Annotated in this window: 12 protein-coding genes; 4 read left to right on the top strand and 8 right to left on the bottom strand. The window is 50.2% G+C overall.

The window, feature by feature from the left end:
- A partial coding sequence (locus BFW38_RS18110) for an SLC13 family permease (RefSeq protein WP_245686079.1) occupies positions 1–524 on the bottom strand: 524 nt, incomplete at its 3' end.
- 359 nt (positions 525–883) lie between these two features.
- Between BFW38_RS18110 and frdA the strand changes: the two genes are divergently transcribed.
- Genes frdA through frdD form a run of 4 tightly spaced genes read left to right on the top strand, consistent with a single transcriptional unit; the run spans position 884 to position 4,170 of the window.
- The gene (frdA, locus tag BFW38_RS05550; RefSeq protein WP_068997486.1) at positions 884–2,668 is read left to right on the top strand and encodes a fumarate reductase (quinol) flavoprotein subunit; all 1,785 of its coding nucleotides are present in this window, start codon (positions 884–886) and stop codon (positions 2,666–2,668) included.
- Positions 2,665–3,399 carry a succinate dehydrogenase/fumarate reductase iron-sulfur subunit gene (locus tag BFW38_RS05545; RefSeq protein WP_068997485.1) on the top strand — a complete coding sequence of 245 codons (735 nt, stop codon included), beginning with the start codon at positions 2,665–2,667 and terminating at the stop codon, positions 3,397–3,399. Before frdA ends, BFW38_RS05545 begins: the two co-directional genes overlap by 4 nt.
- Before the next feature lie 10 nt (positions 3,400–3,409).
- Complete coding sequence (locus BFW38_RS05540) at positions 3,410–3,805, top strand: fumarate reductase subunit C (protein WP_068997484.1); 396 nt, start codon at positions 3,410–3,412, stop codon at positions 3,803–3,805.
- Entirely contained in the window at positions 3,805–4,170 is a 366-nt protein-coding gene (gene frdD / locus BFW38_RS05535) for a fumarate reductase subunit FrdD (protein ID WP_218186367.1), read from the top strand. Before BFW38_RS05540 ends, frdD begins: the two co-directional genes overlap by 1 nt.
- Before the next feature lie 125 nt (positions 4,171–4,295).
- On the opposite strand, the gene BFW38_RS05530 is transcribed toward frdD, so the two are convergent.
- The 7 genes from BFW38_RS05530 to BFW38_RS05500 form a co-directional block, all read right to left on the bottom strand.
- A complete protein-coding gene (locus BFW38_RS05530) occupies positions 4,296–4,796 on the bottom strand; it encodes an STAS domain-containing protein (RefSeq protein ID WP_069000235.1) in 501 nt (166 codons plus the stop codon).
- A 1-nt stretch (position 4,797) separates the two neighbouring features.
- Entirely contained in the window at positions 4,798–5,928 is a 1,131-nt protein-coding gene (locus BFW38_RS05525; protein ID WP_068997483.1) for a PP2C family protein-serine/threonine phosphatase, read from the bottom strand.
- Between the two features lie 321 nt (positions 5,929–6,249).
- The gene (locus tag BFW38_RS05520) at positions 6,250–7,029 is read right to left on the bottom strand and encodes an MlaA family lipoprotein (RefSeq protein WP_068997482.1); all 780 of its coding nucleotides are present in this window, start codon (positions 7,027–7,029) and stop codon (positions 6,250–6,252) included.
- Positions 7,030–7,095: 66 nt separating this feature from the next.
- Positions 7,096–8,220, bottom strand: a complete 1,125-nt coding sequence (locus tag BFW38_RS05515; RefSeq protein ID WP_068997481.1) for a beta-ketoacyl-ACP synthase III — start codon at positions 8,218–8,220, stop codon at positions 7,096–7,098.
- A 76-nt stretch (positions 8,221–8,296) separates the two neighbouring features.
- On the bottom strand, positions 8,297–9,247 hold the full coding sequence (locus BFW38_RS05510; RefSeq protein WP_068997480.1) for an alpha/beta hydrolase: 951 nt from the start codon (positions 9,245–9,247) through the stop codon (positions 8,297–8,299).
- Between the two features lie 250 nt (positions 9,248–9,497).
- Positions 9,498–13,454 carry an ATP-dependent RNA helicase HrpA gene (hrpA, locus tag BFW38_RS05505; protein ID WP_068997479.1) on the bottom strand — a complete coding sequence of 1,319 codons (3,957 nt, stop codon included), beginning with the start codon at positions 13,452–13,454 and terminating at the stop codon, positions 9,498–9,500.
- A 142-nt stretch (positions 13,455–13,596) separates the two neighbouring features.
- Positions 13,597–15,270 (bottom strand): AMP-binding protein, encoded by a 1,674-nt coding sequence (locus tag BFW38_RS05500; protein WP_068997478.1) that lies wholly within the window; start codon positions 15,268–15,270, stop codon positions 13,597–13,599.
- Positions 15,271–15,302 lie beyond the last annotated feature (32 nt).

The following is a 15,302-nucleotide window of genomic DNA, read 5'->3' as shown; positions in this document are numbered from 1 at the left end:
AAGATCAGTGGCAAGTTACGCAATACGGGGAAGATAGTTCCCCCACTACGAGCTGTATTGGAAGGAGTAAAAGGGGCCAGTACACCATCGGCAATCATCACCGCATAGCCGAGGGTGAGACTCCGTTTGCCCATAGATTTCACTAACCACAATGCAATACGGCGCCCGAGTCCAGTTTTCTCGTAGCCCAATGCAAACATGAAGGCACCAAAGATCAACCAAACAGTCCCATTGGTAAAGCCTGAAACGGCCCATGAAAAGGCTGCTTTAGCGGGCTTAAATCCCTCTTGAGCGAGCTGCTCCGGCGAAAAAAGCACCCAAGGTGCGAGTAATGCAGCGACAACCACACCCAGCAGCCCCATGACAGCCCCTGGGAGAGGTTCGAAGATCAGGCCGACAACACAGCCCAGAAAAATAGCAAAGTAAAACCACGCATGCGGCGCCAGCCCCGCAGGAGCCGGTATCAGCGCTACTAATAACGCCACCCAGAGCGGTGCCAAGGCTTTAATTCGGCTCATCATCATAATCATCGTCCTTTTAAATGCATCGCTACTCGTTGAGAAACCGACCTAAAAAATAACATCACGCTCATATTGTATGTTTGAATGAGTTCATAATACACCCCTAAAAGGAGTCAGAAACAAACATTTCAACAATATATAACCCACTGAATTAAAAAAGTTTTTAAAGTAAAAAAACAGGAAAAAGACATCAATAAATTTGACTCAAATCAAACCGGAAACACGAATTCTATATTCATTTAACAGGTAATACGAAATAATTAAAATCAAATTAAAAGGCCATAGCAGCTTATCCAAAAACATTACAAAAAAGCTCGCTTGTATAAGATCAAATCAAGCATGAAAATTTAAAGGACAGTGCCATGAATCGAGACGAGTTTGATATCGTGATTGTCGGAGGTGGGGGCGCAGGCTTAAGAACAGCGATTGCAGCAGCTGAAAAAGCCAAGGCAGAAGGACGCCAGCAACGCATCGCCTTGATCTCTAAAATTTACCCTATGCGCTCACATACTGTTGCGGCAGAAGGCGGTGCTGCTGCAGTTACTGATGAGGGCGATAGCTACCAGGCCCACTTTGATGACACCGTATCCGGTGGCGATTGGCTCTGTGATCAGGGCGTCGTCGATTACTTCGTCCATAACACCTACCGTGAACTGGCCCAGCTTGAACGCTGGGGATGCCCCTGGAGTCGTCGTCCGGATGGCAGTATTCAGGTGCGTCGATTCGGTGGGATGAAAACAGCCAGAACCTGGTTTGCCGCTGATAAAAGCGGTTTCCATATGCTTCATACGCTGTTCCAAACTTCAATGCAGTATCCCGAAATCGAACGTTTGGATGAGTATTACGTCACCGATCTGGCCGTTGAGAATCAACAAGTTCATGGCCTGATCGCGCTATGTGTGGCCACCGGTGAAATGCATGTTATTGGTGCCAAAGCGGTCATTTTGGCTACTGGCGGCGCGGGGCGACTTTTCCGTTTTAATACCAATGCGGGCACCGTAACAGGCGATGGTATGGCGATGGCCTACCGACATGGTGTCGCACTGCGTGATATGGAGTTTGTCCAATACCACCCCACTGGTCTCCCAGGTTCAGGCGTACTGATTACTGAAGCCTCCCGAGGAGAAGGCGGCATCTTGCTGAATAAAGATGGCTATCGCTACCTGCAAGATTATGGCTTGGGGCCAGAAACCCCATTAGGTGAACCGAAGAACAAATATATGGAGCTGGGCCCTCGAGACAAGCTGTCACAAGCCTTCTGGCAAGAGCAGCAGGCGGGAAGAACCGGCAAACTAGGAGACAGTGACGTCGTTTACCTGGATCTTCGGCATTTAGGGAAGGACTATATTCTCGAACGCTTACCGTTTATCTGTGAATTAGCCAAAGCTTTTGTCAATGTAGACCCGATCAAAGAGCCGATCCCAATCCGCCCCGCGGTGCATTACACCATGGGCGGCATTGAAACCAATGGTCAGTGTGAGACCTCAATTCAGGGTCTCTATGCGGCGGGCGAGTGTGCTTCTGTCGGTCTTCATGGTGCTAATCGATTGGGCTCTAACTCCCTTTCCGAACTGTTGGTCTTTGGCCGCTTAGCGGGTGAAAGCGCTTCAGATCTAGCCTCAGAACGCTCAGCACCGAGCAAAGCAGTACTCGAACAACAAGCCCAGCAGCAACTTGATCTCATCCATCAACTGAAACAAGGTGATGGCAGTGAAAACTGGGTCGCTTTACGAAAAGAAATGGTCAAAGCGATGGAATCCGGCTGCGGTATCTATCGTGAAGAGGCCGGCATGCAAGCGGCGTTAAACACTATCCGAGCTCTGCGTCAGCGCTATAAAAACGTTAAGTTGGAAGACTCCAGCGAAAGCTATAACACTGACTTATTGCAGTGCCTGGAAGTGGGTTGCAGTTTAGATATTGCCGAAGCCTCTTGCCTCGCAGCCTTAGAGCGCCGTGAATCTCGTGGCGCACATCAGCGCTTGGATGAGGGCTTGCAAAAACGTGATGATGTGAACTTCCTGAAACATAGCCAAGTGTTCTATCAAGGCGATGCCAATGCCACTATCACTTGGCAAGATGTTGATGTCCGCTTCTCGGCTCCTGCCGAACGGGTCTATGGGGATGCTGCAAAAGGAGCCCACTCATGAGCCAGACTAAATCCATTCGTGTACAACGTTATCTGCCCGAACAAGAGCCAGAGCCGTTTTGGCAAAACTACGAAGTCCCTTTCGATGAAAGTACTTCAATTCTTGATGCACTGAACTACATCAAGGATGAATTGGATAATACGCTCAGCTATCGCTGGTCTTGTCGTATGGCGATCTGCGGCTCTTGCGGGGTTATGGTGAACGGCATTCCCAAGCTCGGCTGTAAGACCTTCTTGCGTGAATATGGAACACGTGTCGATATCAGCGCACTGGCACACTTCCCAGTCGAGCGTGATCTTGTGGTGGACATGGACATCTTCATGGAGCACCTAGAAGCCGTTAAGCCTTATATCATCGATAAGAGCAAAGGGCGACCGACTGGAGAATCCGATACTTATCGACAAACCCCGGCACAAATGGCCCGCTACCATCAGTTCTCCAACTGTATTAACTGCGGGCTGTGTTATGCCGCTTGCCCCCAGTTTGGTTTAAACAACCAATTCTTAGGCCCAGCCGCCATCACATTAGCCCAGCGCTACAACTTGGATAATCGAGATAAAGGGAAACGCGAACGCATGGCGGCACTCAGCGAACATGACGGTGTTTGGAGCTGCACCTTTGTCGGCTTCTGCTCAACCGTTTGTCCGAAGCATGTTGACCCGGCAGCAGCTGTCAACCAAGGCAAAATCGAAGCCGCTAAATACACCTTGATCAACCTATTGAATGGATAAGGGGGATAAGATGCAAAAGCCTGCAAGTTATCGTCCGTCAATGTCTCGCCGCTGGTGGCTACAACATCAGCACTTTGTGCTTTATATGCTTCGCGAAGCCACTGTCGTCCCCTTAGTGTTCTTTGCCGGCTGTATGATCGCCGGGCTATGGGCCCTCAATAGTGGTGCAGAAGCCTGGGTCAGTTGGCAAGCCTTTATGGCTAACCCACTCGTGATCCTTATTAACCTGTTAACCCTAGCCGCCAGTTTATTTCATGCAGCGACCTTCTTCCCTCTGATGCCGAGAGTCATGCCGATTCGTATTGGTGCTAAGACACTGCCGGTCAATGCGATTGTCGGCGGCATGTGGGCAGTCGTCGCCATCATTGCCATTGCACTGGTCGCTTACTTTATCTGGAGGGCTTAATGATGAAACATCACATTGCCAAGGATGAGCCCTTATGGTGGGCGCTCTTCAGTGCCGGAGGTATCTGCTTTGCGATGCTGGTCCCTGCAGCCATCCTGGTCTTCGGCTTACTGATGCCTATGGGGATCATTCCGGCCAGCGCTTTTGATTACGAGAGCCTGCGTGGTTTGGGTCTAGGCTGGCCCGGATTGATCTTTGCTGGCGGAGTGATTGCACTGCCCGCTTTTCACGCACTTCATCGGATTCGGCACAGCTGCGCTGATCTGATGCTAGGGAAAGAAAGCGTTAACAAAGTATGGGCCTATGGGTTAGCAAGCCTGATGAGCCTGATGGCCGTAGGCGTGGTATTGGTTAATCTTTTTTAATCAATCAAACCCTAAAGTAACTCAAAGCGCCTGTTGAAAAACAGGCGCTTTTTAATGTCTGAGTGTCTTCCCTAAGGCACGATAAGTGTTGCTCGATATAATGAGCCAAGGAAAAAGAATAGAACTTAATGATGGGGTTCGGGAGTGGAACACGCCTCAAGTGCCTGCACCACACTATGGAAAGCTTCGCGATTATGCTCGTTCATATCCATCAACACACGGTGCGCATTTAATACTTGATGACGAATATGATCTTCACTACCGGAAAGTTGAGGAATTTCTTCTAATTGCTCAAAACCTTTTATGGGACGTGACACAATCACAAAATACTGCTCAAACCCCATAGAGTGAAGTAGCTGTGTAATATCTGAATTTGAAGACACAATAGTCGGGGTTGAGACCCCTTCTTGACGTGCTTTCATCGCAACACGCGCCAACAATCCCAACGTTGTACTGTCGAGATTAATCGCCTCTGTCAAATCAATCACAATTGACTGAAGCTTGGAGGAAAAAATTTCTTCGAACAACTTATCCAGTGTACAACACAGGGTTAGCCGGACATCACCTACCAGCTTCAGCACATAAGTCTGTTCTGCAGCTGCCGCCAACAGTTTGCCTGTTTGCATATCAACACCCATTGAGCATCATCAACGTCACGTCATCGGGCCATTTCCGTGCCGCAGACTGCAACCGATCGGCTAATTGGTCTATCCGACCTTCACAGCGAGCCACCCAATCCAACCAGGTCGCCTGACGGACATCCAGTCCATCGCCAGGTATCATTTCCAGTACACCATCACTGGCTAAGCACAATTGTGCGTGTTCTGGAAACGCGCAAGTGTAATCTTCATGGTGGGCCTCTGGGAAGAGCCCAACTGGCATTCCTGCACCAATGAGCGATTTCGCTTGGCCATTGACGACCATAATGGGTGCAGGTAAGTGTGCCCCGACACTATACGTTAAGGTTCGTGTCAGTGGATTTAGCCGGCAAAGCACTATCGTTAGGTGTTTATCGAGCCCAGCCGTAATCAATTCCTGATTAACACGCCCTAACATGCATGCAGGAGTAATCTCTTTATCCAGACTATAGCGATTGAGCAGATGTTTTAGCAAGATAGTGACAAAGGCCGATGAGGCTCCGTGGCCAGCAACATCTGCCAGATAAAACCACACCACATCAGGATAAGGGGACCAGTAGTCGACAAAATCACCCGATAAATACAGCATCGGTTGGGACCAATAATCAAAACAAAGATCATTGAGTGTCCACGGATGAACTGGCATCAGTTGGCGTTGTACGAGTCGACCGGCTTCTTGATCTTGTTGCAAAGTTTTAAGGGAAGCCTGCAACTCGACGTTAGTCTGCTCAAGTTTATGTTGATAAGAAGCCCGTTCACGCTCTAAGCGAGCATGCTCAATGGTGCGACGAACCAAACTGGCGAGGAGATCAAGGCTGCCTTCTGGGTCCTGTAAATAATCACTGACCCCAGCAGATAACGCGATCAAGGCCTGCTCCTGATCGCGCTTTTCGGTCAACACAATCACCGGCGCGTGATTCACTAGTTGCTGCCAGTGATCAGGGCAATTAAGACTTCGTGTATGACACAGAATCAGCTCAGTCTGGGGTAGAGGGTCTGGTACTTCTGCGCTACACAAGAGACGATATCCCTCTCGTGCCAAACGTTCAGCAATAGCGGCACGCCCCGGGTGGACATCATCCAGCAACAGAATCACTGATGCTGCCGATTGATCACTCATGGCAACCACTCATGGCACCCCATTGACGGTACCCAACAAGACCCAGCATCTAGACCATCCATCAGCGTTATCAAAGCGCTTGTTCGAACAGACTGACATCACTCGCGCATCAAACCACTGTCATCGCGATTATGATCCGACCAGCTATTGCAGTGCACAATAGCATCATCATACCGCCTTGCCCATCCTTTCAATATTCATCCAAGCGTTATTCATCTGTGCAAAGCCGATATAAGGGGTTATAGAGTCAGCACTTTAATCGTAAGCCTATGATTCGTGAGCTCATGATTCATGAGCCGTTATTTTTGAGCCCAAGATATATTAATCCGCGAAATCATCTTCATCGTAGTCAAAATCTGAACCATCGTCTGCAAAAGGGTCATGCTCGATACGTCCATCCTGGATCAAGAAATCACGCCGCTGCAAGTAAGTATCGCGAATAAACGTATAGCGATCTCCCTGGATCAGTTGCTCGCTGTCCAGAAGACCTTCCCGCGTCTGTATCAAGTTAAGGCCAAATAGCTTCCAACGAATGTCCTCATCCATATCAACCTGGTACACCGGGTTGATATACATCTCAGGGACTAAGCTAGCGGTATCCGTGAGAGTCCGTCCCCCTATAAAGGGCCAAACGACGTAAGGTCCTTGGGGCACTCCCCACACAGCTAAAGTTTGTCCAAAATCCTCTTCGCTGCGCGGCATCCCTAAAGGAGTGGCGACATCAAACAACCCTACCAGGCCTACTGTTGAGTTCACCAAAAAACGCCCCGTATCCTTGAGCGCATCGAGAGGTTTTCCCTGTAAAAGGTTGTTCATTAAATTCGAAACTTCGCCAAGGTTGGCAAAAAAATTCGTTACACCAGTGCGCACAGGCTGTGGCGTAATATAACGATATCCCTGAGCGACCGGCTTGGTAATATAACTATCCAGCGTATCGTTAAACGTAAAAACACTACGATTCCAGCCTTCCCATGGGTCTTGAGGATTTGGCTCATAGGGCTCGTTCGGTGCGACCGCCTGGGGATCACTTTGCTCCCCCTCTTCCATTGGCGATTGCGGCTGTATCGACTGCCCCGAACAGGCCGTTAACATGGTCACCATGATAACTGCACCAAAGTATCGGAGCCGTAATCCTCGGCCTTGTGCTATAGAATCTGACACAGTTGGTTATCCCTGTTTACGTAATACAACACTACCCACAGAATAGCCTGCACCAAAAGAGCAAATATGGCCTAATGCGCCAGGGCCAAGATCCTGCTGGTGCAGATGGAAAGCAATGATGGAACCCGCAGAACTGGTATTGGCGTAACGATCCAATATGACGGGGGCCTCAACCTCTGTCGCAGGGCGCCCTAATACACGTTTAGCGATCAATTGATTCATATTCAGGTTGGCCTGATGCAACCATAGGCGCGACAACTGGGCAGGCTCAATCTCTAGCGCGGCCAAATGATGGCGCATAATATCTGCCACCATAGGGCAGACTTCTTTAAACACTTTGCGGCCTTCTTGAACAAACAACTTATCCAGTGCGCCTAAACCAGACTCATCACATCGATTCAAAAAACCAGCATTATTGCGAATATTGTTAGAAAACTGGGTTTTAAGCTTTGTGCCCAGAATTTCAAAACCCGCTTGGTTATGGGCTTGATCTGAGGCCTCAATGATCATCGCAGTGCATGCATCACCAAAAATAAAGTGGCTATCACGATCACAAAAATTCAGATGGCCAGTACAAATTTCGGGGTTCACCATCAGCACCCGCTTTGCCTGCCCCGATTGGATAGCATTCGCCGCAGCTTGAAGGCCAAAAGTCGCACTGGAACACGCCACGTTCATATCATAGGCAAAACCACCGGCCCCTAATGCAGCCTGTACCTCAATCGCAACAGCCGGGTATGCACGCTGGGGGTTAGAACAAGCCACAATCACCATATCTAAAGTAGCGGGGTCAACTTGTGCCTGTTGCAAGGCATCACGCGCAGCAGACACGGACATTTCAGCCTGTTGAGACAAGGCCTCATTGCTTCGTTCTGGCAGATAAGGCTTCATTCGCTGAGGATCGAGAATACCGTCTCGATCCAACACATAGCGTTGTTTAATGCCCGATGCTTTCTCAATAAATTCAGCATTCGAAAAAGGCTTAGCCTCAAGTTGGCCTGCCTCAATCTCAGCGGCATGCTCTGAATTATAATACTCGGCCCAGAGGTTATAAGCTTGGACCAACGCCTCATTGCTAATGGCATGAGGTGGCGTAAACAAACCCGTTCCAGTAATGACTGCTGACGTCATGAGCTTACCTGTTAATTGTCTCTATTATTCATTATGAAGGCACTGACGGTACCCAACGAAGCGACTGAAACTGCGATTATGCTTGGGCCTGAAGGCCATATGCATCGTTCACCACATCCCCCATCCAGCTCAACAGCAAAGGGTAGTAATCCTGCTCAGCATCTTCGTGTAGACACAGCTCTTGACGCTTATAGGTTCGCTGATTCCCCACATGTCGACCTAATTTCACAAGGCGACCATTATGATCCCCAAGTGCAAACATCAATGCCCTGGCATCAGCCACGCTATTGCGCCAATGCCGGTGGTAGGTTGCAAAATACAGCATGGGGGGCCACTGCTGTGCAGACACTAGCGCATCGAGAGCTTCCCCTTCGGGGCCTTCCCACTTTTCATATAGCCAACGTAAAACATCCAAATAAAATACCGTCGACTCGTTACTGTGACCCAGCTTAAACCGTTGTGCCGGCACAAACCCCAATATGGACGCCAATGGCTTCAGCCAATAACGGTGACTCCAGTGTAACGGCTGGGGCCCCATTTCACAGTTTTGTCTTAAACCTGATACCGGACTGAAATGAATCATGCCGACAATCTCGTTAAGACGTTCAGGTTCACGTGCCAATAAAGACACCATCAACAAACTGCCCAGCCCTTGACCTAACCAAAATTGAGGGCGCTGGTGAGCCCGTTTGGCCATGGCGTCGACGAGCCGTGGCAAATCTTCTGAGAGGACTTTATTAAGTGTCAATGGGTGCTGTTTATGGGCACGGCCCATCTGCCCCCGACCTCTTAACTCTCCCATATAAACATCATAACCCGCACGCGCCAGCACATAAGCCAACCCTGAACGCATTTGTGCATTATGAAAGCACTGTGCATCCTCCATCAGCCCATGCAGCATAAAAACAGCAGGCCCTTGAACATGAGTGGGATACAAGCGCACCAATGTCGCAAATTGATCTCCACCCAATGGGATCTGAATATGCTCTTCAATAATTGACACGCCCGACTGGGCTCTTTGTGTCATGTTCGACTCCACTAGTGAAGCGCTCAACTTACCTGATATTGACGATGTGGCAAGCACAACTCGCCCTCTTTCATCTGACGAGTACCCTGTCGCAAGTACCGCTTCTTAAGTAACTCTTGCGTTTTTTAAGCACCTCTGCGTAGGTGCTATTTGATAAGCACCACTGGCAAAGTACAAGACGCAACGATACCCACATCGATGATCACATCATCACGTATTCATCATATCCCACTGCTGAGACCTGTCATCATCATTGGGCACCAATGAGCGTTTTCCAACTTTGCTCAAGCCGCTTTTCAGACACGGTTTCCAGCGTGCCAAGTTGCTGGGCATAAAGCGAAACACGATACTCTTCAATCAACCAGCGAAACCGTTCAAACTCAGCGTCTTGACGTCCTTGCCGCGCTAATTGTTCATATCGTCCTAACCAACGTTGATACCACTGTTCTAATAACTCCGCAAAACGTTGATCACGCAGGCGATCTCGCGGCGCTTTCTCCAAACGAATATCCACGGCTTGAAGATAGCGGGGATACTCATTCAGCCAAGCACCAGCATGCCAAATGAAGCCAGGATAAATTAAACGCTCGAGCTGACGCTGCACATCCTGATACGTCAGGGCAAGCGCCAGATCAATTTTGCCTTTTAAACGTGCAACCAGAGCCACACGTGTCCGTAAAATGGTGTCGACCTGTTCCGCCAAGAACTCCGCAGCAGGCTGCCATTCACTGCGCCCACGCTCAAGCATGGCATTAAAGGCAGCCTGATCCCGAGGCAATTCATCATTGTGCTCAGGTAACATCACCTGGGCGGCACTGGTATCCAATAAATCTTGAGTCAATGTGCCTGCAGGGCCGATTTTAGTGAACATCACTTCTAAAGATTTAAGCCCTGGCAAACGCTCACGCAAGTGTCGATCTTGTGTTTTCAAAGTCAAGCGCGCCAAACGAATGAGTCCATGGCGATGCTCAACGGCAGCCTTCTCGGCACGGTCAAACAACCTGATGGCGACGCTACTTCCTTCATCTACCAAAGCAGGATACGCCTGAATACGCATCCCTGCCTGACGCTTTTCAATGACCGTAGGCAAGGCTTCAAAATCCCATTCTGTCAGGCCTGCCTGTTCAAGCCCATCGCGATCCAAGGAGCGCGCCGCTTGGGCTGCCGCTTGCGCAAACTGCTCACGCAAGTGGGCCAGATCTCGCCCCTGCCCGAGCAGGCGTCCCTTTTCATCCAATACCCGAATATTCGTCTGTAAGTGTTCAGGCAAAGCCTCAAGGCGCCAATCTTCCGGCGCAATGCGCACCCCTGTTTTCCGCCTGAGAAACTCCGCCAGAGCCTGGGTTAATGATGTTTCATCGTCAGGCTGTAAATGATTCAAAGCTTGATCCACATGATCAGGGATAGGCACAAAGTGCTTACGGGTCGCCTTCGGCAAAGCCTTCAGCAAAGCAATGCATTTATCCCTCAGTAAGCCGGGCACCATCCAGTCCAAGCGCGCCTCAGGCAACTGCCCCAACATGGCAGCAGGCACATCCACGCTGACACCATCATCCTGTGCCCCCGGCGCAAACTGATAACGCAGCTTGTATAGTGCCCCTTCCATCGCCAGATTATCTGGAAAGTCAAACTCAGTCACCTCATGGGCCTCACGCGCCATTAAGGCTTCGCGAGTCAGGAATAAGCACTGAGGCGCCTGACGCTCAACTTGCTTGCGCCATTTTTCAAAACTCGCACCATTGATCACCGTTTCAGGAATGCGCGCATCATAAAAATCATAGAGCGCATCTTCATCCACCACGATATCGCGCCGACGCGCTTTATCTTCCAAACCACGGACATCATCTAACATGGCTCGGTTATGGCGCATAAAGGGCGCACGGGAGCGATACTCGCCCATCACAAGGCCTTCACGAATAAAAATTTCACGCGAGACCACCGGGTCAATCGGCCCATAATGCACCCGTCGCGAAGGTACCACAGGCAAACCAAACAACATGACCTTTTCATGAGCGATCACTTGGGCACGTTTTTGCGACCAGTGAGGCTCACTATACTGACGTTTCACTAGATGCTCGGCCAACGGCTCAACCCAGGTCGGATCAATTCGAGCGACATGGCGGGCAAATAGCTGACTAGTTTCCACCAACTCCGCAGCCATCACCCACTTAGGCCCTTTCCGCGATAATGCTGACCCGGGATGAATCAAGAACTTCCGATTACGCGTCCCCATATAATCGCGCTGTTCATAATGCATCCCCACATTAGACAAAAGCCCTGCTAACAGCGCCTTATGGACGGAGTCATAGTCAGCAGGCGCCGCATTAGGTGTCAGTTTTAGATCACGACAAAGGAGCTTGAGCTGACGATGAGTATCTCGCCATTCACGCATTCTCAAGTAAGATAAAAATAGTTTAGGACATTGCTTACGCAGCTGATTTTCAGAGGTATCCTGGCGCATGGTTTCATAATCGCGCCATAAATTAACCAAAGCAGCAAAGTCCGACTCTTTGTCTTTCCAACGCGCATGCGCCTGATCCGCCTGCTGCTGTTTCTCGGGTGGACGTAACCGGGGATCTTGAATATTTAAGGCACTGGCAATAATGAGGACTTCATCCAACGCGCCCTCTTGGCCTGCCTGCAATAACATTCGACCCAAACGTGGATCTATCGGCAGTCGCGATAACTGGCGCCCCACATCAGTCAATCGGTTACGTTGGTCAACGGCCCCCAACTCATGCAACAACCTGAAACCATCGCGGACAAATCGACTGTCCGGTGGATCGACAAACGGAAACGCCTCGATTTCACCAAGCTTCAGGCTCAGCATCTGCAAAATGACTGCAGCTAGGTTCGTACGTCGAATCTCAGGATCGGTAAAAGCAGGCCGAGAGGTAAAGTCGTCTTCATCATAAAGGCGAATACAGACCCCTGGCGCAATACGGCCACAACGTCCCGCCCGCTGATTAGCGCTAGCCTGGGAGACCGGCTCAACGGGTAAACGTTGGACTTTAGCGCGGTAGCTATAGCGACTGATACGTGCGACACCCGGGTCAATGACATAGCGAATGCCCGGCACAGTCAGGGACGTTTCAGCCACATTCGTTGCGAGCACCACTCGGCGTCCCTTGTGCGGCTGAAATACCCGATTCTGCTCAGCATTCGACAAGCGGGCATACAAAGGCAACACTTCAGTATCACGTAACTGCCCTTGCGTTTGATGACGGCGTAGCAGGTGAGCCGTTTCCCGAATCTCACGCTCCCCGGGCAAGAAAACCAAGACATCCCGAGGACCATGCTGCCATCCTTTCTCCCGTTCAAGCGTGACAATCTCACCTAAGGCTTCAACAATCCCTTCTTGTAGCGTTAGGTCATCTCGCTCTTCACCGTCATCAGCCTGCTCATCATCCGTTTTGTTGAAGCCGCCTGCCAAAGGCCGGTATAAGGTTTCCACCGGGAAGGTACGCCCAGACACTTCAATCACCGGACAGTCATCGAAGTGGCGAGAGAAACGCTCTACATCAATGGTCGCCGACGTAATAATGACCTTGAGATCAGGCCGCTTGGGCAGCAACCGTTTGAGATACCCCAATAGGAAATCAATATTAAGACTACGCTCATGGGCTTCATCAATAATGATGGCTTCATAGCGATTCAAAAAACGGTCTTGACGGGTCTCTGCAAGCAAGATCCCATCAGTCATCAGCTTAATCAGCGTTGTATCAGCCACTTGCTCAGTAAAGCGCACTTGATAGCCGACTTGCTGTCCCAGGCTTACGCCCAGCTCATCACATAAGCGATTGGCCACACTTCGTGCGGCTAATCGGCGTGGCTGAGTGTGGCCGATCATGCCATGACGACCCAATCCCAGCTCAAGGCAGAGTTTGGGTAACTGGGTGGTCTTACCAGACCCGGTTTCACCGGCAATCACCACCACCTGATGATCACGCAGCGCTTGAAGAATATCGCCTCGCTGATCGGAGACGGGTAAGTCAGGATATTCAAACGACGGCCAGACCGACGCTCGTGCCTGAACTTGGGCCTGAGAGCGATGAGATAAATCTTGGAGTTTTTGCTTCAGTGTTTCCTGGGCATTGGGATCGCGACTTTGTTTAAGCTGGCGCTGCCATTGTTGCCAGCGGTGGCGATCCCGGCACATTAACTTGGATATCTCAGGAACAGTAGAAGACGTAGCAGATGTGGGCATGACACCTCATTGACCCTGAATCAACAACAGCGCCATATACCCTAGACACCCACGCTAAAACAGACAGGCATCACAGGGTATATCGCGGCCGAAAAGGCATCATTATAAACGACCCGAAGGCAAGACGATATGCACCTGAAAATCAGGCGTTTTCTGTCGCCTCATCCCGTAATTGACGGCGCAACACCTTACCCACATTACTCTTGGGCAATTCATCTCGAAACTCGACCAAGCGAGGCACCTTGTAGGCCGTCAAGCGCTCTTTACAAAAGCGCCGGACTTCATCAACCGTCAGATCCGGATTTCGACTGACAATAAAGACTTTCACTGCCTCGCCACTTCGCTCATCCGCAACCCCGACGGCCGCCACTTCATAGACATCCGGATGCGTCACAATCACATCTTCGATTTCATTCGGGTATACATTAAAACCAGACACATTAATCATGTCCTTCTTGCGATCTACAATCCGAATGTAGCCATCGTCCTGAATCACGGCGATATCGCCAGTGCGCAACCAGCCTTCAGCATTAATCATGGCTGAAGTATCATCTGGGCGATTCCAGTAACCTTTCATCACTTGGGGGCCTCGCACACACAGCTCTCCTGGCTCCCCTTGCGGCACCGGTGCTCCATTCTCATCCACCACTTGCACCTCAGTGGAAGGTACCGGCTGCCCAATGGTTCCGAGTTGAGCCGCCCCTGGCGGATTAAACGTCACAATCGGCGACGTTTCTGTCATACCGTAACCTTCCGCCACAGCACACCCTGTCGTTTCTTCCCACAGCTGGGCAGCTTGCTGAGTCAGCGCCATGCCGCCCGAAATCGTCAATTTCAGATCACTGAAATCCAACTGTTTAAACGCTTCGTTATGGCATAAAGCAACAAACAGCGTATTCAGGCCGACAAACCCGGTAAAACGATACTTTTTCAGCTCTTTTACAAAGGCAGGAATATCCCGGGGATTGGTGATTAATAAAGAGTGATTCCCCGTTTCCATTAAAAACATGCAGTTCACTGTAAAAGTGTAGACATGATACATCGGCAAGGGGGCAACCACAGTTTCACAGCCTTCGCCCAGAACGCTCTGAATCACTTCTCGTGCCTGAAGCATATTCGCCACTAAATTCGCATGCGTCAGCATCGCACCCTTGGCAACACCGGTGGTTCCGCCGGTATATTGCAACACAGCGACATCATCAGGTTTCGGTTGCGGTGCAGTCCACTCAGACAGCCCACCTTGGCTCAAGGCCTGACGAAAGCTAATCGCCTGCGGCAGCTGATAAGCAGGCACCAGTTTTTTAACATAGCGCACGATTTTATTGATCAAAAATCGCTTAATCGGTGGGTGAAGATCACCCAGTTCAGTCACAAATACATATTTCAACGAGGTATGAGGCAACACATGCTCAACTTGCTGCGCCATATTCGCCAAGACAACAATGGCGCGAGCGCCAGAGTCATTAAATTGATGCTCCATTTCACGTTCGGAATAAAGCGGATTGGTATTGACCACCACAAGACCTGCACGCATGGCACCAAATACCGCTACCGGAAACATCAATGTATTCGGCAACTGAATGGCAATGCGATCCCCCGGCTCTAAGTCTGTTTTTTGCTGTAAATAGGCGGCAAAATCACGACTCAACTGATCCACCTCAGCATAAGTCAGGGTATGCCCCATATTGGTAAACGCAGGCTTGCCTGCAAAACGGTCGCAGGCTTGACTCAGTACATCCAATACAGAGCCATAAGTATTCATATCAATTTCATCTGCGATACCTGCAGGGCGCTTCCCGTTGACGGGGTGAGTCATACTGCCTCCTGGTGACCTAGACGAGAAATCTG

This window comes from Terasakiispira papahanaumokuakeensis, from assembly GCF_001709345.1.
Classification (GTDB): domain Bacteria; phylum Pseudomonadota; class Gammaproteobacteria; order Pseudomonadales; family Halomonadaceae; genus Terasakiispira; species Terasakiispira papahanaumokuakeensis.
The sequence above is the reverse complement of the archived record's forward strand: the minus strand, read 5'-3'. Positions and strand labels throughout refer to the sequence as shown.

Coding starts and splice junctions, on each gene's coding strand:
- hrpA (WP_068997479.1), bottom strand. CDS start 13,454: ATGCCCACATCTGCTACGTCTTCTACTGTTCCTGAGATATCCAAGTTA.
- frdA (WP_068997486.1), top strand. CDS start 884: ATGAATCGAGACGAGTTTGATATCGTGATTGTCGGAGGTGGGGGCGCA.
- BFW38_RS05520 (WP_068997482.1), bottom strand. CDS start 7,029: ATGGTGACCATGTTAACGGCCTGTTCGGGGCAGTCGATACAGCCGCAA.
- BFW38_RS05510 (WP_068997480.1), bottom strand. CDS start 9,247: ATGACACAAAGAGCCCAGTCGGGCGTGTCAATTATTGAAGAGCATATT.
- BFW38_RS05515 (WP_068997481.1), bottom strand. CDS start 8,220: ATGACGTCAGCAGTCATTACTGGAACGGGTTTGTTTACGCCACCTCAT.
- BFW38_RS05540 (WP_068997484.1), top strand. CDS start 3,410: ATGCAAAAGCCTGCAAGTTATCGTCCGTCAATGTCTCGCCGCTGGTGG.
- BFW38_RS05525 (WP_068997483.1), bottom strand. CDS start 5,928: ATGAGTGATCAATCGGCAGCATCAGTGATTCTGTTGCTGGATGATGTC.
- BFW38_RS05545 (WP_068997485.1), top strand. CDS start 2,665: ATGAGCCAGACTAAATCCATTCGTGTACAACGTTATCTGCCCGAACAA.
- BFW38_RS05530 (WP_069000235.1), bottom strand. CDS start 4,796: ATGCAAACAGGCAAACTGTTGGCGGCAGCTGCAGAACAGACTTATGTG.
- BFW38_RS05500 (WP_068997478.1), bottom strand. CDS start 15,270: ATGACTCACCCCGTCAACGGGAAGCGCCCTGCAGGTATCGCAGATGAA.
- frdD (WP_218186367.1), top strand. CDS start 3,805: ATGATGAAACATCACATTGCCAAGGATGAGCCCTTATGGTGGGCGCTC.